The organism is Acinetobacter sp. V110_1, from assembly GCF_031798975.1.
Lineage (GTDB): Bacteria > Pseudomonadota > Gammaproteobacteria > Pseudomonadales > Moraxellaceae > Acinetobacter > Acinetobacter nosocomialis_A.
Genome location: NZ_JAVQNN010000030.1, coordinates 1,130,780 through 1,154,652, shown reverse-complemented (window position 1 = coordinate 1,154,652; position 23,873 = coordinate 1,130,780). Strand labels below are relative to the sequence as shown.

At 41.4% G+C, this 23,873-nt stretch carries 19 protein-coding genes; 6 read left to right on the top strand and 13 right to left on the bottom strand.

What is annotated here, in order from left to right; genetic code table 11:
* Window positions 1-88: 88 nt before the first annotated feature.
* From RMA95_RS16375 to RMA95_RS16340, 8 genes are all read right to left on the bottom strand, one after another.
* On the bottom strand, window positions 89-1,840 hold the full coding sequence (locus RMA95_RS16375) for a tannase/feruloyl esterase family alpha/beta hydrolase (protein WP_311071934.1): 1,752 nt from the start codon (window positions 1,838-1,840) through the stop codon (window positions 89-91).
* Between the two features lie 33 nt (window positions 1,841-1,873).
* Window positions 1,874-2,263: a PaaI family thioesterase gene (locus RMA95_RS16370; protein ID WP_311071933.1), complete on the bottom strand. Its 390-nt coding sequence runs from the start codon at window positions 2,261-2,263 to the stop codon at window positions 1,874-1,876.
* Window positions 2,264-2,303: 40 nt separating this feature from the next.
* Window positions 2,304-2,840, bottom strand: a complete 537-nt coding sequence (locus RMA95_RS16365; RefSeq protein WP_311071931.1) for a DUF3237 domain-containing protein — start codon at window positions 2,838-2,840, stop codon at window positions 2,304-2,306.
* Window positions 2,841-2,897: 57 nt separating this feature from the next.
* Window positions 2,898-4,148 carry an OprD family porin gene (locus RMA95_RS16360; RefSeq protein WP_215901162.1) on the bottom strand — a complete coding sequence of 417 codons (1,251 nt, stop codon included), beginning with the start codon at window positions 4,146-4,148 and terminating at the stop codon, window positions 2,898-2,900.
* An 81-nt stretch (window positions 4,149-4,229) separates the two neighbouring features.
* A complete protein-coding gene (locus RMA95_RS16355; protein WP_311071926.1) occupies window positions 4,230-5,369 on the bottom strand; it encodes an acyl-CoA dehydrogenase family protein in 1,140 nt (379 codons plus the stop codon).
* Window positions 5,370-5,443: 74 nt separating this feature from the next.
* The gene (locus tag RMA95_RS16350; protein WP_311071924.1) at window positions 5,444-7,330 is read right to left on the bottom strand and encodes a feruloyl-CoA synthase; all 1,887 of its coding nucleotides are present in this window, start codon (window positions 7,328-7,330) and stop codon (window positions 5,444-5,446) included.
* An 81-nt stretch (window positions 7,331-7,411) separates the two neighbouring features.
* Complete coding sequence (locus tag RMA95_RS16345) at window positions 7,412-8,863, bottom strand: aldehyde dehydrogenase (protein ID WP_311071922.1); 1,452 nt, start codon at window positions 8,861-8,863, stop codon at window positions 7,412-7,414.
* A gap of 37 nt (window positions 8,864-8,900) precedes the next feature.
* Window positions 8,901-9,740: a p-hydroxycinnamoyl CoA hydratase/lyase gene (locus tag RMA95_RS16340; protein WP_171056853.1), complete on the bottom strand. Its 840-nt coding sequence runs from the start codon at window positions 9,738-9,740 to the stop codon at window positions 8,901-8,903.
* A 248-nt stretch (window positions 9,741-9,988) separates the two neighbouring features.
* On the opposite strand from RMA95_RS16340, the gene mhpT reads away from it, so the two are divergent.
* The 3 genes from mhpT (at window position 9,989) to RMA95_RS16325 (ending at window position 12,563) form a co-directional block, all read left to right on the top strand.
* Window positions 9,989-11,221 carry a 3-(3-hydroxy-phenyl)propionate transporter MhpT gene (mhpT, locus tag RMA95_RS16335; protein ID WP_013198528.1) on the top strand — a complete coding sequence of 411 codons (1,233 nt, stop codon included), beginning with the start codon at window positions 9,989-9,991 and terminating at the stop codon, window positions 11,219-11,221.
* A gap of 70 nt (window positions 11,222-11,291) precedes the next feature.
* Complete coding sequence (locus RMA95_RS16330) at window positions 11,292-11,747, top strand: MarR family winged helix-turn-helix transcriptional regulator (protein WP_005070428.1); 456 nt, start codon at window positions 11,292-11,294, stop codon at window positions 11,745-11,747.
* 123 nt (window positions 11,748-11,870) lie between these two features.
* A complete protein-coding gene (locus RMA95_RS16325; protein WP_199942468.1) occupies window positions 11,871-12,563 on the top strand; it encodes a GntR family transcriptional regulator in 693 nt (230 codons plus the stop codon).
* A gap of 43 nt (window positions 12,564-12,606) precedes the next feature.
* Here the strand turns inward: RMA95_RS16325 and RMA95_RS16320 are convergent, their stop codons facing one another.
* Both RMA95_RS16320 and RMA95_RS16315 read right to left on the bottom strand, forming a co-directional pair.
* Window positions 12,607-13,551 (bottom strand): PDR/VanB family oxidoreductase, encoded by a 945-nt coding sequence (locus tag RMA95_RS16320; RefSeq protein WP_311071915.1) that lies wholly within the window; start codon window positions 13,549-13,551, stop codon window positions 12,607-12,609.
* Window positions 13,552-13,563: 12 nt separating this feature from the next.
* Window positions 13,564-14,640 (bottom strand): aromatic ring-hydroxylating dioxygenase subunit alpha, encoded by a 1,077-nt coding sequence (locus RMA95_RS16315; RefSeq protein WP_311071913.1) that lies wholly within the window; start codon window positions 14,638-14,640, stop codon window positions 13,564-13,566.
* 519 nt (window positions 14,641-15,159) lie between these two features.
* On the opposite strand from RMA95_RS16315, the gene RMA95_RS16310 reads away from it, so the two are divergent.
* The 3 genes from RMA95_RS16310 (at window position 15,160) to RMA95_RS16300 (ending at window position 20,266) form a co-directional block, all read left to right on the top strand.
* Window positions 15,160-16,506 (top strand): MFS transporter, encoded by a 1,347-nt coding sequence (locus tag RMA95_RS16310; RefSeq protein WP_311071910.1) that lies wholly within the window; start codon window positions 15,160-15,162, stop codon window positions 16,504-16,506.
* Window positions 16,507-16,535: 29 nt separating this feature from the next.
* Window positions 16,536-17,816: an OprD family outer membrane porin gene (locus tag RMA95_RS16305; RefSeq protein WP_311071908.1), complete on the top strand. Its 1,281-nt coding sequence runs from the start codon at window positions 16,536-16,538 to the stop codon at window positions 17,814-17,816.
* Window positions 17,817-18,067: 251 nt separating this feature from the next.
* Window positions 18,068-20,266 carry an OsmC domain/YcaO domain-containing protein gene (locus RMA95_RS16300; RefSeq protein WP_311071906.1) on the top strand — a complete coding sequence of 733 codons (2,199 nt, stop codon included), beginning with the start codon at window positions 18,068-18,070 and terminating at the stop codon, window positions 20,264-20,266.
* 64 nt (window positions 20,267-20,330) lie between these two features.
* Here RMA95_RS16300 and RMA95_RS16295 read toward each other — a convergent pair whose 3' ends face one another.
* The 3 genes from RMA95_RS16295 to RMA95_RS16285 all read right to left on the bottom strand — a co-directional run bounded on the left by RMA95_RS16295 (window position 20,331) and on the right by RMA95_RS16285 (window position 23,847).
* Window positions 20,331-22,001, bottom strand: a complete 1,671-nt coding sequence (locus RMA95_RS16295) for a GMC family oxidoreductase (protein ID WP_311071904.1) — start codon at window positions 21,999-22,001, stop codon at window positions 20,331-20,333.
* Window positions 22,002-22,028: 27 nt separating this feature from the next.
* Window positions 22,029-22,922: an alpha/beta hydrolase gene (locus tag RMA95_RS16290; protein ID WP_311071902.1), complete on the bottom strand. Its 894-nt coding sequence runs from the start codon at window positions 22,920-22,922 to the stop codon at window positions 22,029-22,031.
* 70 nt (window positions 22,923-22,992) lie between these two features.
* The gene (locus RMA95_RS16285; protein ID WP_311071900.1) at window positions 22,993-23,847 is read right to left on the bottom strand and encodes an SDR family oxidoreductase; all 855 of its coding nucleotides are present in this window, start codon (window positions 23,845-23,847) and stop codon (window positions 22,993-22,995) included.
* Window positions 23,848-23,873: the final 26 nt, after the last annotated feature.

Here is a 23,873-nt window from a genome sequence, read left to right as displayed (position 1 = left end):
ATGAAATATCATTTGATAATGATTCAATAGTGATGCTTAGCAAAATAAAAAAGAGCTTATTTAAGCTCTCTTTTAATTTTATAGGATGTTATTTACAGCTAAAGTTTTCAGCTTTTTCACTATCGCCTTGACCATTGTAACGGGCAATCAGTGGGTAAGGACAAAGTGGACGGGTACGATCAGGTGCCCAATCTTGCGGAAGTTCAGTATTGACTTGACCACTTAGGTTACCTGCGCCGCGTGCCGTCGCAATGATTTTGTCAGGTGCTTGCCCATATTCGACCCAATTGACTAAAGCAGTTAGTGCATCAAATTGGTCGGTTGCAATGCCATCGCGGGTATGGTTCATACCCGGAACTCTAAAGAAACGCGCAAATTCAGGCGCTGTACCTTTCGCATCATTTTTATAGTGTTGTAGCAGTTGATCGTACCAATTTTGAGTGTCATCTACAGAGAAAACGCCATCTGCTGTGCCTTGTACCACAATCATTTTTCCACCGTGATTACGGAGTTTATCCAGATTGAGTTCATCGGGTGGCATCATGAAAGACATCGAACTTTCGGTATAGACATCATTGGTTGCTGATAGTTTTGGATAGTCGGTATCGAAGTTAAAATTAAAGGCAAATTGTCTAGAGTTTTGAGTCACAGTTGGGTCTGGTGGAACCTGAAAAAGAATTCCGACTGCAACGGGGTCACGCGCTGTTCCCACCGAAGATTCAAATTTCCAGCTTGCCCAGTTACTGCCGACTAAACCTGGGTCGAAAGGTTGGGTTGCATAGAGTGCTTGTCCAGCCGAATTTACAGGACCACGGTAAATGTTGGCTAATACATCAATTTGTTCGGTGCTTAAACAAGTACCATCTCTTGTGCTTGAGCAAACGGGTACATGCTTATGAATATCAAAAGCCGTACGGCAAGCCTCGACATCTTGAACCAAGCCATCTGCAATACCGTCTAAGGCATCGCATCGATCTAAAATCGCTTTTGCTAAAACTTTACGCTCCGTAAGAGTAAGAGCGGTACTTAGGTCATTTTCATCTGTTGCGACACGACGAAGCTGCTGTGCTGTATAGAGTTGAGCCGCGGCTGCACGAGGTAGGTGAAAACCTGGTGTACTCGCTAGAATTCCATCATATTGGTCGCCCAAACGGGTTGCGGCAATCATGGCATGACGTCCGCCGTTCGATGTGCCACCTGCATAGGAACGATCTGGCAATTTGCCATATGCGGCTTTAATTAGGTTTTTTGCCATAGGCGTGAGCTTGGTAATCGCACCGTAGCCGTAGTTAATTCTGGCTTGAGGGTCTAAACCAAACATTGGATTTTGTGAAGCGTTATGTCCGGCGTCGGAGGAAATAACAGCAAAACCATCATGCAGGGCATTGGTCAGTGGTCCACCGCTACCAACCTGACCTGTTGCAGGGACTAAATTACCATCGGTTCCGCCATTACCTTGGTAGAGAAAACGACCATTCCAGTCAACAGGTAGGCGCATTTCAAAACCAATTTGATAGGTTTGTCCATCGACAGGGCTTATACGTTGATCCATATAACCTTTAACCAAACAATGAGCGCCAATCGGTTTATTGGCGACAGTCAATGTGCCTGCCTCTTGAAGAGTGGAGGAGCTAATGACTGTATTGTTGTATTGAAATCCGACTAAGTCCGTACAGCTTCCTGTCATTTTTACGCCCACAGCAGGAGATAACTGCGGTGGTTTGGTTGTTGAGGAAATCGTTGTGTCATCATTATCACTTCCACAGCCTGCCAAAGAACCAAGCATGGCAAGTACTAAAGCGGAGTGGGTCAAAATTCGTTTATTGTTGGTGTAATTCATTTATTCATATCCTTATTGAATGAATGTTTGTAATTAATCTAAAACCAAAAAATTAGCTGTGCTTCGTGCAATCATTTTGTTGTTTTGCCAAGCTTCACTTTCGAGATTCAGTACAGTTTTGCCTTGTTTAATGAATCGGCATTTTGTAATGACTTCACCCACAGCACAGGGTCTTAAAAAATCCATCGTTAAGTTGATGGTGGTAGCGGGTTTACTGTCATTTGCAAGAAATGCAAAAAGTCCCATCACATCGTCGAGCATGGCGCAGATCATGCCGCCTTCAACGGTGCCGCGTGGATTGGTAAAGCTTTCTATCGCTGTGTAGTGGATGGTGATTTCAGTGTTTTCTTTATTCCAATGGATATTGTGTCCACCCAAATGGTGATGGATGGGCGGTAAGTGTTCTAAAATTTTTTGATCCATAGTGAAGGGTCCATCCTTTTTGTTGGTGTTATAAAAATTATTATTTCAGGGTATAGGCATCATAAATAACTGCTTTACCCAAGCGCATTGCACTACCTACCGCAACGGTCTGGTTAAGCCATGAGTATTTAGGTGAGCTGGTTTCAAACTGCATGGTAATTTTGAAATAGTAATTTTTCGGGTCGACATCTTTGCCTTGAGCAAGCTGTTTTAGTGTTTCTGCTGAGCCATGTCGGTAACCTTTGGTTTGAAGATAAATGAGAGCACCGTCATCGGTTTCTAACAAGTATCGCGTATCAATAATTGCCAATCCTTTACTGTCGACAATTTGCCAATCTGCACCATTATTTAAAATGTGGCCCTTAAGTGTTTTGCCTTCGAATGTCCCACCGGTAATGGGAATAATTCGGCGTTTACCTGCATCACTGGTGGTGCCTAACTCCCAAACAGGCGCATTTAAATCAACACTGAATTTTGCTAAAGGCTCAAGCTGAATAGGTGGCGGACTATATTGGGTTTCGGCATGAGTCAGGGCAAACAGACTCATTCCGCAGAGTAGAGTTACAACTTTCTTCATGATGAATTTCCCGAAATAAAAAGAGGTTCTATGTGTGACAGAACCTCTTGTTTTGAATTATTTAAATTTCCATGTGTAGTCAATGTTGATGCGGGTTTCGTTTACAGGTTTGATGTTGGCTGTAGAGAGCATGTTGTTGTCATAAATGGCATAACGCGCGCGTAACCCTAGATTTTTCAACCAGCCACTTTGAACGGTGTAGCCTAAATCAAAGTCTGTTTCTCGCTCTTTTAAATTGGTGCCACCTAAGTTAGGTGCATAAATATTGTGGCCTGTGGTGTAACGAGTCATGAAACGTAAACCCGGCACATAATCTTTAAAGTCATATTCATAGCGGAAGCTATAGGCTTTTTCTTTTGGGTTTAAAAACTCACCTGGCCATGTGTCAATGAGAAGCCCAGTTTCACCTCCTGTTAAATACGGAAAGGCGGTGTCGCCGTGATGCTGAAAAGTTCCGAAAATAAATTTATGGTTTTGATGTTTAAGTTCGAAATGCGCATGATAAAGGTCATTATCGACTAAGCCTGCTTTTGCTTGTCCATCATCTCGGCTGCGGTAGTAACGTAATTGAGAGCTAAGATTGGTGGTGTCATTAATTTTGTGTTGATGTAAGGCACCCACCATGGTTTGGTTATAAAGATCATCGACATCCATATAAAAAGCGGTGAGCTTGAGTGCGGGATTAAACTGATAGTTTCCACCTAAGTAATAAAGCCCATCCGTTTCAGCACTTTTAAAGCGTCCATTTACCCCTGAAATTTTAATTTTTTCATAGTTGGTCGAATCACGATGATTCACTTTATCGAGGTAGGCTGCCTGTAAATCAAAATCTTTAATATCTTTACTGGTCAGTGAAATGCCTCGATAGGTTTGAGGAAGCAAACGAGCAGGTGAAGCCACTAAAACTGGGTTCATCGGCATTAGCGTACCAATGCGTAGCTCGGTTTGGCTCATTTTCGCTTTTGCTGTGACCCCAATTTCGCCATAAGAGTCAGCAGGTTCATTGGTACGCGTGTCTCTAGGTAAGTTTCCTGTACCTCCGTGCTCGGCATCGGCATCGAGTTTAAAGCCTGCTGTTGCAAGCACATCCAGCCCGAAACCGACAGTCCCTTCGGTATAACCTGAATTGGCTTTAAGAATAAACCCTTGAGTCCAGTCCTTGGCAGCAGGGTAAGCAGATTGCTCTTGGTAGTCGCGGTCAAAATAGAAATTTCGTGTGGTGAGTTCTACTGAGCTGTTGTCAATAAAATTGCCAGCCCACACTGAACCAGAGAGCATAAGGGTAGAGTACATCCATAATTTCGACATAGCATTTCTTCCTGAAATAACATTTTTTTGTTTTCAATAAGGCATAGTTGTTGTGTCTGCCTTGTTTGGTTTTAAATCGAATTATTTTCCGAGCAGTTCTCGGGCCACGATTTCTTTCATAATTTCATTGGTTCCCCCATAAATTTTTTGTACCCGCGCATCCACAAAAAAGCGTGAAATCGGATATTCCTGCATGTAACCGTAGCCACCAAAAAGCTGAAGTAATTGATCAATCACTTCACATTGGGCATCGGTAATAAAGCATTTCAATGCGGCAACTTGAGTGATGCTTAACTGGTGTTGTTGATACAGCGCTGCACATTGGTCTACAAAAGCTTGAGCGGCTTTTGCTTTGATTTGAGCGTTTGCGAGCACAAAGCGTGTGTTTTGCATTTGGCTTAACGGCTGTCCGAAAGCTTTACGTTCCAAAACATAGTCTTTAGTAATTTCAATAGCCCCTAAAATTGACCCCAAAGCCATCATGGAAATGCTCAAACGCTCACGCGGTAACTCTTGCATTAAATAGGCAAAGCCTTGTCCTTCCTCACCTAAACGCTGAGTTGCAGGTACACAAACATCATCAAAAAATAGTTCGGCTGTATCTTGGGCATGCAGTCCAATTTTTTGTAAGGAACGGCCTTTTTTAACGCCATCTAACGCAGCATCGACTAATAAAATGGAAATGCCTTTTGCTTTGGCTTGCGGATCGGTTTTCGCCACCAGAACAATCAGGTCAGCATGCAAACCATTTGAAATAAACGTTTTTGAACCATTCACACGGTAGTGGTCATTTTCTAAAATGGCTTGAGTGCGTATGGCCTGTAAGTCTGAACCTGCATTGGCCTCTGTCATGGCAATTGCAGTGACGACTTCACCTGTCACCATTTTCGGTAGCCAATAACGTTTTTGCTCTTCAGTTCCAATATTTTGCAGATAAGGAGAGACCAACTCATTTTGCCCGCCAATCGCAACCGCCAAAGACGCAAAGCCAGCTTGAGCCGTTTCTTGAACCAGCATCAGTGAGTAGTGCACAGGAGCGCCGTAACCGCCATATTCCTCGGGTACATCGACGCACAAAAAGCCATTTTCCCCAAGACGAAGCCATAGATCACGTGGGATAAGACCATCGTGTTCCCACTGTTCATAATACGGAGCAACCTGTTCTTTTAAGAACCTGCGATAGCTGTCCCGAAATAGTTCAAATTCTGTATCGTGTGGCATGTTGAACCTTTTTTTGGCAAAAGTGAGGCTAAGGCCCAAACCGAAGTTTGAGCTTCCTTTTTTATTTCAATTGCTTATTGTTTTAAGGTGGGCACCCGAATAATCAGTGGGTTATCAGTCTGCTTTTGATAAAGCTCATCAATTAAAGCGGCACGACGCTTGGTAATACTGCTTTGATTGAGGTTGCCTTTATCAGTCACTTCGCCAGCATCGAGTTGAGGTGGCTCGGTCATTAAATAAAGCATTGAGACTGTGTTTGAACTGCCAGTCGCATCTTTATTAAAGGTTGTTAAAAATTGGCGGAACCATTGCTGGACTTTAGGATGCTGTAATATCTCTGCTTGAGAATGTTCACCAAGCTTAAGACCTGCATATTGAGCGCAAGCTTCTAATTTTGGAAAAATCAAAAAGCCAACCGCATTTAGGTTTGAACCAGTAATACAAACATCTTGGATGAGTAAGTTACCTTGAATGAGCACTTTGTTGCGTAATGTGCCCACATTCACAAAAGTACCCGTATTGAGTTTAAAGTCTTCAGCAATTCGTCCGTCATACATGAGACCTTTAGTTGGATCATTGACATCGACTAAACGAACGGCATCGCCAGTATGGAAAAAGCCTTCATCGTCAAATACAGTGCTTTGTTGGTCTGCCTTTAAACGCCAATAGCTTTTCATGACATGTTTGCCACGAACACAAAACTCAAGTTTGTCACCACATGGCACTAGCTTAATTTCACATCCCGGAGCAGGGTAACCAATAAAGCCAGCCATTACGCGTGGACCAGTTGTAAAAGCACAAGAGGGAGCAGTTTCAGTCATGCCCAAGCCGCTCATAATGCGGATTTTTTCTCCGCAATGTTGCTGAGCAATTTTATCGAGTCTGTTCCAGCCCGCTTCTGAAAGCGCTGCACCTGCAAAGAATAAAATTTTAACTTTGGCAAAAAAGCGGTCTCTTAATTCTTCATCTTTTTCTAAAGCTTCGGTGAGTTCTTCCCAGCCTTTTGGCACATTTAAATAAACGGTTGGAGAAATTTCTTTCAGATTGCGAATGGTTTCGTCAAATTTTCCTGCAACGGGTTTACCGTCATCAATGTAAATGGTACCGCCGTTATAGAGTGCAATGCCGACATTATGACTGCCGCCAAATGTGTGGTGCCAAGATAGCCAGTCGAGTAGGACAGGCGGCGTTTCTTCAAACTCAGGGAAAGTTTGTAATAACATTTGCTGATTAACACACAACATTAAATGCGTGGTCGGCACAGCTTTAGGCAATTTGGTTGAACCTGATGTAAATAAGAATTTGGCAATCTGGTTTTCATCAAGGGTTTGGTAAAACTCTTGAACATTTGAAACAGGCGTATCTAAAAGCGATTGAAAAGATGTGCAGATCTGATCGCCCACAATCCCTTTATTGGTCACCACTTCAATGTCAGGTGTAATACATGCCTGAATCGCTTTGGCAAAAGCTTGTCCATCGCTGGCATAGACCATACCAGGTGTAAGCACTTCAAACACATGTTTAAGTTTGCCAAAGTCTTGAGAAATAAGAGAGTAGGCTGGTGAAATTGCTGAAAAAGGCACACCTGCCAGCATGGCGGCCATAGACAGTGTTAAATGTTCGAGATCATTACCACTTAAAATGACCAGAGGTCTTTCTTGGCTTAACTTACGGTCATGTAATGCCTGAGCAATGTGCCATGCACGTTGTAAAACTTCTGCATAACTCAGTTTGACCCATTCACCTTGAGCATTGCGTTTTGCTGCAAAAATATGGTCTGGTTTAGTTTGTGCAAAATGAATTAAACGATCTGTCAGTTTTTGTGGATACGGTTTTAATTGCTCTTTTGGGCTGATATAGAGCGTGTCATCTTTGTGGTGATGATGAATATCATGTTGCCCTAATTTTACGAACCGTTCGCGGTCTTGTGATTGAGTGGCATTCATTTGCATTTCTTTCACTCCATGGAAAGCGCATCACTGCGCTTTATTTTTTGCATCATGCAATTTTTATTTAATATGTCTGTGTTCGCATTACCCTGACTAAATCGGGTAATGACGTGATTGGGTTTGAATGGTAATCCAGCGTAGTTCGGTAAATTCGGCAACAGAGACTTTACTACCAAAACGTCCGTAACCACTCGATTTTGTTCCACCAAATGGCATTTGAGCTTCGTCATGTACGGTTGCGCCGTTAATGTGACAAATACCCGAATCAATCTGTTGAGCGACTTCTAATGCCTGCGAAATATTTTGACTAAACACTGCTGAAGAAAGACCGAACTCGCTGTCATTTGCCAGTGCTACGCCTTCTTCAATGCTTGAAAAACGTTGAACTGTGCATACAGGCCCAAATGATTCTTCACGGTAAAGCAGCATGTCAGGTTTAATATTGAGTACCAGTGTCGGTTGCATGGTGGTGTCTTCAATATGAATGCCTAAAGGTAAGTCAGCACCTTTGTTTTGAGCATCTTCCAGCAAATGCTGAATGCGGTTTGCAGCACGGCGACTTTCTAAAACACCGAGTACATTGTCTTTTGAAGTTGGATTACCTGCCCGAATAGCGCGGGTTTTCTCAATCAGCTTTTCAATAAATTGGTCGGCAATTTTGTCTTGAACCAAAACACGTTCGGTCGACATACAGATTTGACCCTGATTAAAGAACGCTCCAAAAGCGACTGCATTTACGGCTTCATTAATTTCAGCTTCATTTAAAACCACGACAGGGGCCTTACCACCCAATTCAAGTAAAACAGGTTTTAAATATTTAGCCGCAGTCTCTGCAATAATTTTTCCGACTTTGGTTGAACCCGTAAAATTAATACGCTTCACGGCTGGATGAGAGACTAAACGCTCCACGATTTGTGGTGCATCTTCAGCGGCATGCGTAATTACATTCACCACACCTTCGCCAAGACCTGCTTCATGTAACACTTCACCAATTAAACGATGTGTTGCTGGGCAGGCTTCCGATGCTTTTAATACAACGGTGTTGCCACAAGCCAAAGGCATAGCAAGCGCACGTGTTGCCAAAATGACAGGGGCGTTCCAAGGTGCAATTCCTACAATCACACCACAAGGAACCCGCACACCCATTGCAAGATTGCCCGGCACATCTGACGGAATCAGACTTCCGTCAATTTGTGTGGTCATGGCTGCGGCCTCACGTAACATGTTGGCAGCAAGATGAACGTTAAACCCATACCATGTTGCAGTTGAACCTGTTTCTTGCATTCCAGTTTCAATGAATTGCTCGGTTTTTTGGTCCATTAGATCAGCTGCTTTTAACAAACGTAAGCGACGTTCGGTAGGCGAGAGTTTCGACCATATTTTGAAAGCTTGTTGTGCCGAGTCTATTGCACGATCAACATCTTCCAATGTTGCAGCAGCGGCTTTAGTTGCCACTGATCCATCAATAGGACTGATACGCTCAAAAGTTGCCTGATTTGATGCATCAACAGATTGACCGTGAATAAGTAACTGTACATTTTGCATGGGTTGTGTCCTTACATTGCCATTAGAGAATCAAAAGTTAACCAGTACGTTTATAGCTCTGTAAACCCGGTTTAATTGATTTTTCATCTAAAAATTGTTTCAAACCTTCTTGGCGACCGTTTTCCGTATCGCGGTGGATACATTGATCAAGTTTGGCATATAAGTAGTCTTCGTTTTGATCCCAAGTCAGTTCACGACAACGCTTAAATCCATTTTTAGCGGTACGAAGAACCACAGGGTTTTTCTCAAGTAGACAGTTTGCAAGCTCAGTCACTTCTGCTTTTAATTGTTCAAGCGGTACGCTTTTATTTACAAGGCCCATAGTTTCAGCTTCTTTACCACTAAAGGTTTTACCCGTCATGATGTAGTACAAAGAGGCACGGTGACCAACAGTGTCTGCCATTGCTTTGCTTACAAGGTTACCCGGTGGGATACCCCAGTTAATTTCAGATAAACCGAAAGTTGCTTCATCTGCTGCAATTGCGAGGTCACAAGCCACTAAAGGTGAGAAACCGCCTCCAAAGCACCAGCCGTTGACCATAGCAATCGTTGGTTTTGAATACATGCGAAGAAGTTGCCACTGCCAACGGCATGAGTCACGGCGAATACGTTCTTGATAAATTTCTGGCTGAGTATCGACTTCACGGAAATATTCCTTTAAGTCCATGCCTGCTGTCCAAGAATCGCCTGCACCTGTCAACACAAGCACACGTGCATTTTGATCAAGTTCTATCGCTTCAAGTACATCAATCATTTCACGGTTGAGTGTTGGGCTCATGGCATTTTTCTTTTCTGGGCGGTTTAGTGTTACCCATGCAATTCCATCTTCAACTTTAACATCTACTGTTTCCCAGCGGTTTTCATAACTCATCTTCATACTCCTTGAATGATTTTTAGCTGTTCTGGGATTTAATTTAATATCAGTTAAACTTACATTCAAGTCTTTTTTATAAAATTTCATAAATATTTTATAATTCATTGTATTTTAAATATTAATTAATTTTATTGATGATTTAATATAAAAATATGTTGATTTTTTAGTAAGTTTAACTGATATTTTTGGTGTGTTTAAACAATAATACACAAAGGGCTAAATGGAACGACTAGTCAATAAGGGATAACACAATGGAAAAGATATTAGGACAGTCTGCAAGGGCAAAAATCACGTTGCTATTATGCTTTGCAATAGCAATTTTTGAAGGTTTTGATCTTCAGTCAATGGGGGTAGCCGCTCCACGAATGCGGGCTGAGTTTATGTTGGACAATGGTCAGATGGCGTGGGCATTTAGTGCTGCAATTTTAGGAACACTACCAGGTGCCATATTAGGCGGTAGATTTGCCGATATTGTCGGGCGTAAGAAAATTCTGATTTTTAGTATTTTACTTTTTGGAATTATGTCTTTGCTAACGGCTTATGCTGCTAACTTTAGTTTGCTGTTACTCATTCGTTTTTGTACTGGTTTAGGAATGGGGGGGGCACTTCCGATGATGATTACATTGGCATCTGAAGCTGTACCTGATAAATATAAAGGTACCGCGGTAAGTATTATGTATAGCGGTATTCCTTTTGGTGGATTACTTACTTCTGTAGTTGCCATGTCGTTGGCTGGCGACGCAGAGTGGCGTCATATTTTCTATATTGGTGGGATTGCGCCTATTTTACTCATTCCACTGATTATGCGCTTTTTACCTGAGTCAAATGATTATTTACAACGTAAAGGTCAAGCGCAAAAAACGACTCCATTCTTGGAAGTTTTATTTGCCAAAGAGCGTCGTATGTCGACGATTCAACTTTGGGTAAGTTTTTTCTGTACGCTCGTTGTACTGTATTTCTTATTGAATTGGTTGCCGTTACTGATGGGCGCGCAAGGCTTATCGAAACTTCAGGCAAACTATGTGCAGATGGGTTACAACGTTGGCGGAATTTTAGGTTCAATCCTCATGGGTGTATTACTTGATAAATTACGAATGAGCTTTGTGATTAAGCTAATTTATCTCGGCATTTTATTTTCGCTTTGTTGTTTAGCAATTTCTCCGACCGTGGCTTTACTTGCACTTTCGGCAGTAGGTTGTGGTTTATTCATTGTAGGCGGACAATCGGCGTTGTACGGTTTGGCTGCCATGTATTATCCAACCGAAATGCGTGGAACAGGTGTAGGTTCAGCGGTTGCAATTGGGCGTATTGGTTCTTTTGCAGGACCTTTAATGGCTGGTTTTTTACTCTCGCTTGGCCAAAGCTCGACCATTGTGATTGGTTCAAGCATTCCGGTGATTTTAATTGCAGCGATCTCTGCATTACTTCTTGTCAAAAAACCTAAACAGCCTGTACATTTAGTACAAAGCTCAGGTGCTCGCTAAGTTTTAACGAAAGTATGGGGTTAGCGCCTCATACTTTCACTAAAGATTTTCTTATGATGATTGAAAGGTTATGGTACGTTCGAATTCAGTTCAAAAAAAAGTAGAAGATGAGCCTAAGTTAAGTTACATGATTGCTCGTGTTGACCGAATTATTAGTAAACATTTAACAGAACATTTAAAAGAGCTTGAGATTACCTTGCCGCAATTTACTGCACTTTCTGTTTTAGCTTCAAAAAGTAATGTATCCAATGCCAAACTTGCTGAGCGCTCTTTTATTAAGCCGCAATCGGCCAACAAAATTTTGCAAGATTTACTGGTCAATGGCTGGATTGAGAAAAAACCAGACCCAACACATGGTCGCCGTATTTTAATTACCCTGACTGAAAGCGGTGTCGAAAAGCTAAATAAATGTAATGAAGTGGTTTTAAAAGTTGAAGAAAAAATGCTTGAAGGCATTGATATTAACTTGGCTTATTTAATCCGTAATAATCTCGATATTATGGTCAATAATCTTAAAAACCTTTGATGAAAGGTAGTTTGCAATTTAATTTATTAAACTTAATAAAAATTCTTAAGCACTGATTCACACAGAAAATTTATTTCATTTTACAAATGAACTTGCTAGCATCGAAGTGACGTTTTTGGTGATGTGTGGCAGCGAATGTCTTCAGGACAACAAGTTTTACTTAAACTAAGAAAAATGATTATTTCAGGGGAACTTGAAGGCGGTGCCAGAATTGCCGAAATTCCGACTGCCGAGTTACTTGGTGTTTCAAGGCAGCCTGTTCGTATTGCCTTTCGCTTGCTCGAGCAAGAAGGCCTCCTCATTAAAAACCCAACTCGTGGTTACACGGTTCGTGAAATTTCAGAACAACTGGTTCATGATGCACTCGAAGTGCGTGGTGTGCTGGAAGGATTAGCTGCGAAAACTTTGGCAGAACAAGGTTTGAGCGAAGAGCAGAAAAAGACGTTGCAACATTGCATTCAAGAAACTGAAAAACTATTTAATGATAAAGACGAGTTTGGCGATGCTGAACTGGAACGTTATCACCATTTTAATGTCATTTTTCATGACACCATTATTGAGGGTGCGCAAAACGTCGCACTCATACAAGCCTTAGCAAAAAACAACCAATTGCCGATGGCTTCTGCTCAAGCCATTACCTATGACCAGAACCGAGCTTTGTCAGAATATCGCCGTTTGCACTATGCACATTTACAGCATTGCTCGATTTTTGATGCATTGGTCCATCGTCAGGCAGGACGTGCTGAAACCTTAATGCGTGAGCACAGTAGCGTGGTAATTTTAGGTGAAACGCTAAGAAATGTTCTCAGCGCTTAAGCTGAAATAAGTTCCTTTATTTCTGAATAAAGGAACTTAAATATTAAAGTTCAATCACAAGATTTTTAGTTTTTGCACGAGAACAGCAGGGCGTAAATTGGTCGTTCAAAGCATGTTCCTCATCGGTCATAAACATATCTCGATGATCAGGCGTACCTTCTACTACGTGGGTAATACAGGTCCCGCAAATACCTTGTTCACATGAAACTGGGATATCAAAACCATTTGCAATTAATGCCTCAGTAGCAGTTTGCTCTGGTAATACTTCAATTCGACGGCCCGTACCTTTAACTTCAATGGTAAAAGCTTCATCGCTAGATGTATCTACTTTTTGAGCGACAAAATGCTCTTGATGTAACTGTTCGCTGTGCCAGTCAGCTTGTTCGGCTGAGCTCATGACAAACTGCATAAACCCTGTAGGCCCACATACATATAAGTGTCTATTTGGTGAAGCTTGGCCTAAAACCTCTGCCATATTACATTCGGTATCTGGCTGATCTTGAATATGAAAATGAACTTGGTCACCAAAGTGCTCGGTTAAGTTGCCATAGAAAGCAATCATTTCATGACTACGAACAAAGTAGTGCAATTCGAAAGGAATATTGGCCGACTTAAGTCGATACGCCATCGATAAAATAGGGGTAATACCAATACCACCTGCAAATAAAACTGCCTGTTTTGTCTGAGGGTGAATCTCAAATAAATTACGTGGTTCACCAATCTTTAAATGATCGCCTTCACGATATTCAGTGTGGATGCAACGTGAACCACCGCGTGAATTGGCATCATGTAAAACACCAATGACATAACGATGCTTTTCACTGCAACAATTTGAAAGTGAATATTGGCGGGTGAGACCGTTTTTAAGATGCACATCAATATGTGCACCTGCTTCAAAATTCGGTAGCTCTGTACCATTTGCTGCAACCAATTCAAACGCACGGATGGTCGGGGTGAGCTGGTGAATTTTTTGAATAATAACGTCCATGTTCATACTCCTTTAAATAATCCGAATGTTTGGAAACTTCTGTACGGACGTTTCAGGAGGTGTTTTATTTTCTTCGGCAAGCAGTCGCTCAATCACCTTACGAGACTGTACACCGCCTGCGTCAATGTTGAGCATGAGTAACTTGCGATGTGGATTGCTTAAAATATTTTGCTGCTGTTGCTCCAGCATTTCTAAATCTTCAGTAAAGATTTTGCCTTGGCCTTCACGAATTTGATCGGTGAGTTCAGCATTATCTGGCTGGAAGTTACGTGCCATTCCCCAGAAATACCAGTGTGAGGTTTCGGTTTCTGGCGTAATAAAATCGACCACAATTGAGGAAACTTTTTTGTCACTTGGTGCGTAATAACCACCATGTCCAGCATGCGCTACACCTACTTCAATGTGGACATTACTTGGCGCAAAGAAGTGGCAACGTTGCCAACGGTCAACAGGTACATCATCTGCCAAGTGGTTACCACGAAGGGCCATTTGCCAAAATGGAGGTGCAATTACATTTTCCATATAGCGTTCGGTAATCACATGGTCGCCGTCAACTTTAGTGACAGGTAATGATTCATCAATCTCTTTTTGTCCGATGCTGCTTGAGTGAACATAGGTCTCGTGGGTTAAATCCATCAGGTTATCGACCATCAAGCGATAGTCACACTGAATGTGAAATAGGCCTCCACCATAGCTCCATTCAGGGTGATCTGCCCATTCTAAAGTTGGCAGTTTTGCTTCATCTGCTAAAGCTTTCTCGCCCGGCCATACCCAAATAAAACCAAACTTTTCAATAACTGCATATGCTTTGTTGCAAGGGAAACCATTTACACGTTGAGCTGGCATTGAAACGGTCTTTCCGTCACAGCCCATGACTAAACCATGATAACCACATACAAGGTTGCCATCTTCGACATAGCCAAGTGAAAGTGGGGCACCGCGATGGGGACAAAAGTCTTCAACGGCTGCAACTTGGTTTTCTTTGCCGCGATAAAAAACAATTTTTTCACCACAGATAGTGCGACCTAATGGTTTGTCTTGGATTTCTTCTGGGCGGCAGGCAACATACCAAGCATTTTTAATAAACATTTGTGACGACTCCTTATCACTTATTGGATCCAATTTATAATAAATAAAAATATTGGTCAATTGATAAGCAGTATATTTTTTAAAAATATTGATCTTTAGGTTTGGTTGTTATGTATGTTTTTTTAATGTCTCTACAGGCTTTTTGTGTTTCTTTTAAATTTTATGATCGAGATTTTTGTTAGCTTTTATTTGGATCCATAATTCTTCAATCCCATACTATATTTGGATAACTCTTGAAATTACAAATTTAAAAATAGATAAATAATTTATGGATCCATATTTTTTACTCTATAAATCTAGAATAAATTATAAATATATTTTTCAATTATTTAATCCGTTGTTAATTAAAATTTAAAAATATTGTTGATTTTTTGGATCCAAATATTCAGTATAGAAAAAGAGCAGGATGCTCAAAAAACAAATATTCCTCTAGGTCATTATGGATACGGATGTGCATAACCACCCAATCGCTCATATCAGCAATGTCGTGTGTATGTCTTATCCAAGGGAGATACACAAATGGAAAGAGACGTTCTAAGTGAGATCAATCAAAACAACATGAGCCGTTATCAATGGTTTGCTATTTTGATCTGTATTTGTCTCAATATTATTGATGGCTTTGACGTGATGGTAATGGCATTTACTGCTCCATCTGTGTCAGCAGAATGGTCACTTTCAGGTGCGCAAATTGGCTTATTGCTGAGTTCAGGCCTTTTTGGAATGGCTGCTGGTTCCATTTTTCTTGCACCTTTAGCCGATAAAATCGGTCGACGTTTACTCATCTTAGTTTGTCTTGTCATTGCAGGTCTGAGCATGCTGGGCTGTGCTTTTGTGCAAAGTCACGGCATGTTAGCCGCACTTCGGTTTATTACTGGAATTGGGGTGGGTGGCATCCTTGCGAGTAGTAATGTATTGGCGAGTGAATATGCCAATGCTCGCTGGCGCAGTCTTGCTGTGAGCTTAATGTCTACCGGTTATGGAATTGGCGCGACACTGGGCGGGGTACTATCACTTGCATTGATTGAGCACTTAGGTTGGCGCTCAATCTTTTTAGCAGGTGGGATTACAACCATTGGAATGCTGCTAATTAGCGCATGGTTATTACCTGAATCTTTAGATTACTTACTCGCAAAACGACCAAAACAGGCATTAGAACGAATTAATGCAACTGTAAATCGTATGGGGCTAAATGAATTACCAGTTATGCCGCATTATGAAAAAATCAGCACGCAAAATGGTAGTGAACTGGGCAAACTATTTGCTGGACAACTTGGATTTCAAACACTTTGTTTGTGGTTTGCATTCTTTTTAGTGATGTTTGGCTTTTACTTTGTCATGAGCTGGACACCAAAAATTCTTATTTCAATGGGGATGTCGCCACACCAAGGTGTAAGTACTGGCATTTTAATTAGTATTGGCGGGATTTTCGGGGCAGCCATTATTGGTTTATTAGCATCACGCATGAAAATTTTCTATGCCTTAAGTCTATTTTTAGGGCTAACCTCGGCATGTGTTTTCCTATTTGTCGCAGTCTCCGCTCAAGTCAGTGTTGCACTCATGGTTGGGTTATTACTTGGCACACTTATTAATGGCTGTGTAGCAGGTTTATATTCTATTTCTCCAACAATTTACGATGCTGAAATTCGTAGTCGCGGCGTGGGATATGCAATTGGTTTTGGACGAATTGGGGCAATTTTATCGCCAACGGTCGCAGGCATTTTTCTGGATAAAGGTATAGCACCCGCAACACTGTATGCCTATTACGGTGTGGTGTTTATTTTGGCTATTTTCCTGATTTTAAGTTTGGGCAATGCTTTTTACCGCAGTCAAAAAGAGCAAAACTACTCTCTTAAAACAGCACCTTAATCCATTAAAATTAAATAGTTGAGATAAAAATGAAAAAGACACCATTGTGGGTGGGGGTATGCTTGTGCCCATTATTTAGTCAAGTCGTACATGCCGAGTTTATTGCAGACAGTAAAGCTGAGCTGACACTTCGTAATTTTTACTTTGACCGAGACTATAAAAAAGACCCATATCCCTATACCGCAGCCAGAGATTGGGCGCAGGGTCTAATTTTTAAAGGGCAGTCTGGTTATACCGAAGGAACAGTTGGATTCGGTGTTGATGTGCTGGCAATGGCGGGTTTTAACCTGATGGGAAGTTGCGCTGATGACTATGCACGTAGTGGCTTATTACCAGTCAATACTGATAACTCGCGTGACGATTATTATGGAAAAATTGGTATTACAGGGAAGGCTAAATTTAGAAAAAATGAGCTTTTTGTGGGTGATCTGGTTCCGCAATTACCAACCATATTTTCATCGCCAGCGCGCTTGTTTCCACAGACTTATCGCGGTATTCGCTTTGTTTCAAATGAAATTCCAAATCTTCAACTCGAAGGGTTTTATGTCGATGAAGTGCGGCAGCGCGATTCCATTCGTTATACCGATGTTGGAACGGACAATATCAACCATCGTTTTGACAAAGCGGCAACTACTGATTCTTTTTATACACTAGGTGGAAGCTATCAGTTAAAGGATTACCGTTTACGTGCTTATCATGCTGAACTCAAAGATATTTACCAGCAACAGTTTTTAGGTTTTAACGGAAAACAACCTTTAAACGATCGGCTTAATTTTTTAAGCGATGTACGTTTTTTTAATAGTGAAGAAACTGGAAGCAAAAAAATAGGAGAGGTCGATAACCGCCATATTAGCGGCTTATTTGGTTTGAACTATCAAAATCATACGGTTTCTTTGGGTTACATGCAGTCGTTTGGTTCAACTGGTCTTCCATTTTTGTCGGGAACTGAAAGTCCAGTTGTGCTTGATTTTATGAGCTCGGACTATTCAAATAAAGACGAAAAAGTCTATTCGATTCGTTATGAATATGACTTTAAAAATGCGCGGATAGGTGATATTTCATTAAATGGACTACGCTTTATGACTCGCTACGCAAAAGGTGAAGATATTGATTTATTGCAATATGGCGACCAACGTTTTAAAGAAGAGTCGATGGAATTTGATTTGGGCTATAAAATTCCTGAAGGTAAGTTAAAAGGTTTGGGAGTGCGAGCTCGTTTTTCTCACTATCGCAACGATATGCCTACCAATATGACCTTTCATTCGACCAATGAAACGCGGTTGAATATTGATTACACTTTTAAGTTTTAACACTCAATATTTATTAAATTAAAGACAAGTTAAAACATTGTGAGCATCAATGTTTTAACTTTAGTTATCAACTTCACAAAATCACTCTATAATACCGCCAATCTTATTAAAGCCAATTGAGTCGTTCATTAAACACATGGCTTTAATCTCTCATTTTTTTAAGTCAATTTCTTCGCTGTGATTCGGCTTATATTTCAATATTTAGAATTTTATGTGTCTGTGCTGACACATAAAAATATTTAGGTGCCAGCATGGAAATCAAGGTTAATTATCTCGACAATCTTCGACAGGAAGCTAAGTTCGATGACTTTACGGTAATTGCCGATCAACCAATTCGCTATAAGGGTGACGGTTCGGCACCGGGCCCATTTGACTATTTTTTAGCATCGTCAGCATTGTGCGCAGCGTACTTTGTAAAAGTCTATTGTGCAGCTCGAGATATCCCAACCGATAACATTCGTTTATCGCAAAATAATATTGTTGATCCTGAAAACCGCTATAAGCAAACCTTTAAAATTCAAATTGAATTACCAGCCGATATTTCAGAGAAAGATCGCCAAGGGATTTTACGTTCGATTGACCGTTGTACTGTTAAAAAAGTGATTCAAACGGGTCCCGAATTTATTATTGAAGAAGTTGAAAGTATTGATGCAGATGCACAAGCATTGTTATTACCAAGCCTAACTTCAGAAAGCCATACCTATATTCAAGGTAAAGACCTGCCATTAGAAGAAACCATTGCCAATATGTCTGCCATTTTGGCAAATTTGGGCATGAAGATCGAAATCGCATCTTGGCGTAATATTGTCCCGAATGTATGGTCGTTACATATTCGTGATGCACAGTCTCCGATGTGTTTTACCAATGGTAAAGGTGCAACTAAAGAAAGTGCTTTAGCATCTGCATTAGGCGAGTTTATTGAGCGTTTAAACTGTAACTTCTTCTATAACGACCAGTTCTGGGGTGAAGATATTGCCAATGCTGAATTTGTGCATTATCCAGATGAAAAATGGTTTAAACCGGGTCCAAATGGTGAATTACCTAAAGAAATCTTAGATGAATACTGTCTTGAGATTTATAACCCAGATGATGAGTTGCTTGGCACACATTTATATGACACCAACTCAGGCAACGTAGAGCGTGGTATTTGCTCGCTACCTTTTGTGCGCCAGTCTGACGGTGAAGTTGTCTATTTCCCATCAAATTTAATTGAAAACTTGTACTTAAGTAATGGTATGAGTGCGGGCAACACTTTGGCAGAAGCCCAAGTTCAATGCTTGTCAGAAATTTTTGAACGTGCTGTAAAACATGAAATTTTAGAAGGTGAAATTGCACTTCCAGATGTTCCTGAAGACGTATTAGCAAAATACCCAAGTATTGTTGCTGGTATTAAAGGTCTAGAAGAGCAAGGTTTCCCTGTATTAGTTAAAGATGCATCATTAGGTGGCCAGTTCCCTGTAATGTGTGTGACTTTAATGAACCCACGTACGGGTGGGGTGTTTGCGTCTTTCGGTGCGCATCCAAGTTTTGAAGTTGCGTTGGAACGTAGTCTGACTGAATTACTTCAAGGCCGTAGTTTTGAAGGCTTAAATGATTTGCCTCAACCGACTTTCCAAAGTAATGCGGTCACTGAGCCGAACAACTTTGTTGAGCATTTTATTGACTCAAGCGGTTTGGTATCTTGGCGTTTCTTTAGTTCTAAATCTGACTATGACTTTGTTGAGTGGGATTTTTCTGGAGAAGGCGAAGAGTCGAATGCAGACGAAGCTGCAACATTGTTCGGTATTCTCGAAGAGATGGGCAAAGAAGTTTATATGGCAGTATATGAGCACCTAGGTGCGACCGCTTGCCGTATTTTAGTGCCGGATTATTCAGAAATTTATCTCGTTGAAGATTTGATTTGGGACAATACCAATAAAGCACTTTCATTCCGTGAAGATATTTTAAATCTGCATCGTTTGGATGATGAACAGCTTGAGGCGTTAGTTGAACGCTTAGAAGAATGTGAGTTAGACGATTACACCGAAATCACCACACTCATTGGCATTGAATTTGATGACAATACAGTTTGGGGACAGCTCACGATTTTAGAGTTGAAATTGTTGATTTACGTTGCTTTGCAGCAATTTGAAGAGGCAAAAGAGTTAGTCGAAACTTACCTGCAATATAACACTAACACCGTTGAGCGTGGTTTGTTCTATCAGTGCATGAACGTGGTGCTTGAAGTGATGTTGGATGAAGAACTGGAGCTTGAAGACTACCTGACTAATTTCCGCCGTATGTTTGGTGATACACGAATGGATGCGGTATTAGGTTCTGTCGATGGTAGTGTTCGTTTCTATGGCTTAACACCAACAAGTATGAAATTAGAAGGACTTGATCGCCATTTACGTCTGATCGAGAGCTATAAAAAATTGCATGCAGCTCGCGCTAAAGCCGTAGCGATGTAATTTAAAAAGCGAAATAAAAAAGCCTATTTTTAAATAGGCTTTTTTTATAAAACGACTCGCTAGTTTAAGCAGAAGCTTTAGTAATCTCTATGGTTTCTGCATCTGCTCTATAACCTTGTTGCTCATCCAAAGTATGTTTAGCCGGAATATAAGACATTGCGCGTTCTGCAAGAGCTGTAATGGTGAGACTTGGGTTAACGCCCAAATTTGCACCTAACATTGAGCCATCTACAACGTATAAGTTTTTATAGTTAAAGACACGGTTTTGTCCATCTACCACACCGCGCTCTGGGCTTGAAGCAATTGCACAGCCACCCATACAGTGCGCTGTAAAAGGTACATTAAACAAAATTTCGGTAATAGTCGTCATTGGATGACCATTAAACATTTTGGCAACTTTTTCGGTAAATGCATTGGCCTGTGGAATATACACAGGTAGCTTTTTACCTTCGCTCGATAATACTTTGCCAAAAGGCCAGAACCAATTACGTTTCAAGCGCATATTAATGGAAGCATCAGCTGTTTGCATCACCAAGAAGATTAAAGTTTGACGTGCAAAACTGACAGGGTTACTCATGCGAAGGAAAATAAATGGATGGCAAATAAGTGCCCATAACCAAAAGAAGATACGCGTCCAACCCGGTTTACCTTTAGCCATGTAAGTACACATAAGGCCCATGGCATCTGAACCAGTTTGGTAACGCGTCGCTTCAATGTGAGTGTCATGGTCAATGTAAATACTTGAACCAATGGCAACACCTTTGCTCATGTCGACATCTTTACCAAAAAAGCGAACGCCTAAAATCGACTCGGCATTAGTACGAACCCGATTGCCCAAATCATCAGAAACATTTGGCAGAGAACCAGACTGTTTTAAACGGAACAGCATTTCTTGCGTACCTAAAGACGATGCCGAGAAAATCACATTACGAACTCGCCAAGTACGGCGCTGCTTGTTAAACCATGAACTTGAACATTCAGTCGTAACTTCATAGCCATCGCTGCCATCGGCTTTACCATTGAGTGGTTTCACATCAACAACTTTGGTTTCTTCGTAAACCTTGGCACCATTTTTTTCGGCAAAGTACAAATAGTTTTTATCTAAGGTGTTTTTTGCGTTGTGTTTGCAACCTGTCATACAGCCGCCACATGCGGTACAGGTTCCGCGTTCTGGTCCTTCGCCGTTAAAGTACGGGTCAGGGTAGGTTTTACCACCTTGTTCACCTTCGGGTGGAAAAAACGTTGCAACACGAGTCGGTTTAAACGTATGTCCAACACCAACTGCATCGCCCATTTTTTTGAGCATGTGGTCGGCAGGACCGAAAATTTTATTATCAGTCACCCCAAGCATACGTTCTGCTTCAGCATAATGCTGTGGCATTTCATTTTTCCAGTCCGCTGCATCTGCCCATGTACCTTCATCCCAAATATGTTCAGGTGGAACCAGTAGGGTATTGGCATAGGTAATTGAGCCACCACCTACGGCGTTCCCGCAAATAATGGTGACATGGCGAAAAAAACGCATGTTGAAATAACCGAAAAGTTTCATGCCCGGACGCCAAATCCAGCGACGGGTATTCCAGTTATTTTTAGCAAAATCTTTAGCTTCCCAGCGTCGCCCCATTTCCATTACAGCAACAGAGTAGCCTTTTTCGGTTAGACGGCAAGCAGAAACACTACCACCAAAGCCTGAACCAATAATGAGGTAATCATAGTCATAATTGTTTGTTGTCATGCCGAGGACTCCTCTCTGGCGATATTTTTATATTGACTGAGTATATTTATCAATGAATTGCCCAATGCGCTCAATCGAGTCATTAGATTCATTTAGTATACCCGCGTGGAACTGAAAAACATGCCCGACTCGGTCATAAACCTTCAAATTCGTCGGAATACCATACTTTTCGGTTTGTTTAGCGAGCCGTTTTGCATCGTCTAATAAGACTTCTTCTGTACCGACATGAATTAAAACAGGTGGTAATCCAGTTAAGTCGGCATAGAGGGGGGAACAGGTTGGATCGGTTGCCGATTTTTGTCCGCAATAGTTTTTTGCACACCAAGCTAACCAGTCTTCTGACAGCATTGCATCTTGAACTGCATGAGTTTTCATCGTGCTTCCTGAAAGACTTAAGTCAACCCAAGGTGAAAGTAAAACTAACGCTGCTGGTAATGGTAACCCTGCGTCCCGTATCGCAATTGCAGTACTCAAACTCAGTCCGCCGCCAGCAGAATCACCCGCAATCACGAGTTTTTTCGGGTCTTGTCCTTGAGCAAGTAAAGCTTTATAGACTGCAACTATATCTTCAATAGCAGCAGGGTTTGTGTGCTCTGGGGCTAGTCGATATTCAGGTAACCAGACTTGTGCTTGAGCTGCATGACCAATTTGAGCAGCAAGCTTAGTGTGACTTTTTGAGCTACCCACCACATAGCCACCGCCATGTAAATACAAAATGCCGCGTCCTGATTGAGTCGTTTTGGGCTGAATATGAACTGTCGGTACTTGAGCGATGGTTTGCTTTTTTGTTTTATAGCCACGTGGCCCAAGCACAGTTGCACTTGCTGCATCACTACAAAAACGTTGTAGCTTTAGTGGTGTTTTAGGGGATAAAGCTGGACGTAGCGTGGTACGAATAGTCCATGCAAGAAGTTGCTTCATAATAAGGACTCATACTAAGCCTAATGTCAGTCAGCATCTCTTAAAATGAAGAGTATGCTGACCACTATTTTTATTTTGCTGATTTGTTGAGTAGGTGAGTTTGCAAGGCAGTCGCAGTTGCAAAAATCTTTTGGTAACCCTGTGGAAGAATACGTTGAATCACATCAACGGCTTTCGCATCGGCTCCGATCAGTAAGCGGCGACGGTCTTTACGCACAGCTTCTAAAATTTGTTGAGCGGCATCGTCAGCAGGGGTGCGAAGTAATTTATCGAAAGCATCCTGACTTTTTAAAGGATCCATTCCTAAAGACTGGACGCTATTATTCATGCGAGCAGCTTTGGCAATATTGGTACGAATACCACCCGGATGCACACAGGTCGCACTCACTCCAGCATTTTGTAGATCGAGTTCTTGGCGCAATGATTCAGTAAAACCACGAACGGCAAATTTACTGGCGTTATAAGCACTTTGGGTTGGTTGAGCTGTTAAGCCAAACATACTGGAAATATTAATAATATGTCCGTCACCACTTTGCTTTAAGTAAGGCAAAAATTCTTTAGTGCCATAAACGACACCCCAAAAATTAATCCCAATCAGCCATTCAAGATCTTCATAGCTCACACCTTCAGCCGTGCTACCTATTGCGACACCAGCATTATTAAAAATCAGGTTAACTTGGCCATGTTCATCTACAACTGCCTTTGCCCAAATTGCAACTTCATCACGTTTAGCCACATCGACTTTTTGTGTGGTTACCTTGACAGAATAGGGCGCTAACAGCTCGACTGTTTTAGCTAATCCAGCTTCACTAATATCGGAAAGTGCCAGATGGCAACCTTGTTTTGCGAGTGCAATGGCAAGTGCTTGTCCAATACCTGAACCCGCACCAGTCACAGCTGCAACTTTATTTTTAAAAGACTTCATAAAATTCTCCGTTTATTTTTCTCATT

Excerpts from the sequence above, each read along its gene's own strand:
- RMA95_RS16365 (WP_311071931.1), bottom strand. The coding sequence starts at position 2,840 with ATGAAGAAAGTTGTAACTCTACTCTGCGGAATGAGTCTGTTTGCCCTG.
- RMA95_RS16375 (WP_311071934.1), bottom strand. The coding sequence starts at position 1,840 with ATGAATTACACCAACAATAAACGAATTTTGACCCACTCCGCTTTAGTA.
- RMA95_RS16295 (WP_311071904.1), bottom strand. The coding sequence starts at position 22,001 with ATGACAACAAACAATTATGACTATGATTACCTCATTATTGGTTCAGGC.
- RMA95_RS16330 (WP_005070428.1), top strand. The coding sequence starts at position 11,292 with ATGGTACGTTCGAATTCAGTTCAAAAAAAAGTAGAAGATGAGCCTAAG.
- RMA95_RS16340 (WP_171056853.1), bottom strand. The coding sequence starts at position 9,740 with ATGAAGATGAGTTATGAAAACCGCTGGGAAACAGTAGATGTTAAAGTT.
- mhpT (WP_013198528.1), top strand. The coding sequence starts at position 9,989 with ATGGAAAAGATATTAGGACAGTCTGCAAGGGCAAAAATCACGTTGCTA.
- RMA95_RS16320 (WP_311071915.1), bottom strand. The coding sequence starts at position 13,551 with ATGGACGTTATTATTCAAAAAATTCACCAGCTCACCCCGACCATCCGT.
- RMA95_RS16355 (WP_311071926.1), bottom strand. The coding sequence starts at position 5,369 with ATGCCACACGATACAGAATTTGAACTATTTCGGGACAGCTATCGCAGG.
- RMA95_RS16285 (WP_311071900.1), bottom strand. The coding sequence starts at position 23,847 with ATGAAGTCTTTTAAAAATAAAGTTGCAGCTGTGACTGGTGCGGGTTCA.
- RMA95_RS16305 (WP_311071908.1), top strand. The coding sequence starts at position 16,536 with ATGAAAAAGACACCATTGTGGGTGGGGGTATGCTTGTGCCCATTATTT.
- RMA95_RS16345 (WP_311071922.1), bottom strand. The coding sequence starts at position 8,863 with ATGCAAAATGTACAGTTACTTATTCACGGTCAATCTGTTGATGCATCA.
- RMA95_RS16315 (WP_311071913.1), bottom strand. The coding sequence starts at position 14,640 with ATGTTTATTAAAAATGCTTGGTATGTTGCCTGCCGCCCAGAAGAAATC.
- RMA95_RS16310 (WP_311071910.1), top strand. The coding sequence starts at position 15,160 with ATGGAAAGAGACGTTCTAAGTGAGATCAATCAAAACAACATGAGCCGT.
- RMA95_RS16290 (WP_311071902.1), bottom strand. The coding sequence starts at position 22,922 with ATGAAGCAACTTCTTGCATGGACTATTCGTACCACGCTACGTCCAGCT.
- RMA95_RS16360 (WP_215901162.1), bottom strand. The coding sequence starts at position 4,148 with ATGTCGAAATTATGGATGTACTCTACCCTTATGCTCTCTGGTTCAGTG.
- RMA95_RS16370 (WP_311071933.1), bottom strand. The coding sequence starts at position 2,263 with ATGGATCAAAAAATTTTAGAACACTTACCGCCCATCCATCACCATTTG.
- RMA95_RS16300 (WP_311071906.1), top strand. The coding sequence starts at position 18,068 with ATGGAAATCAAGGTTAATTATCTCGACAATCTTCGACAGGAAGCTAAG.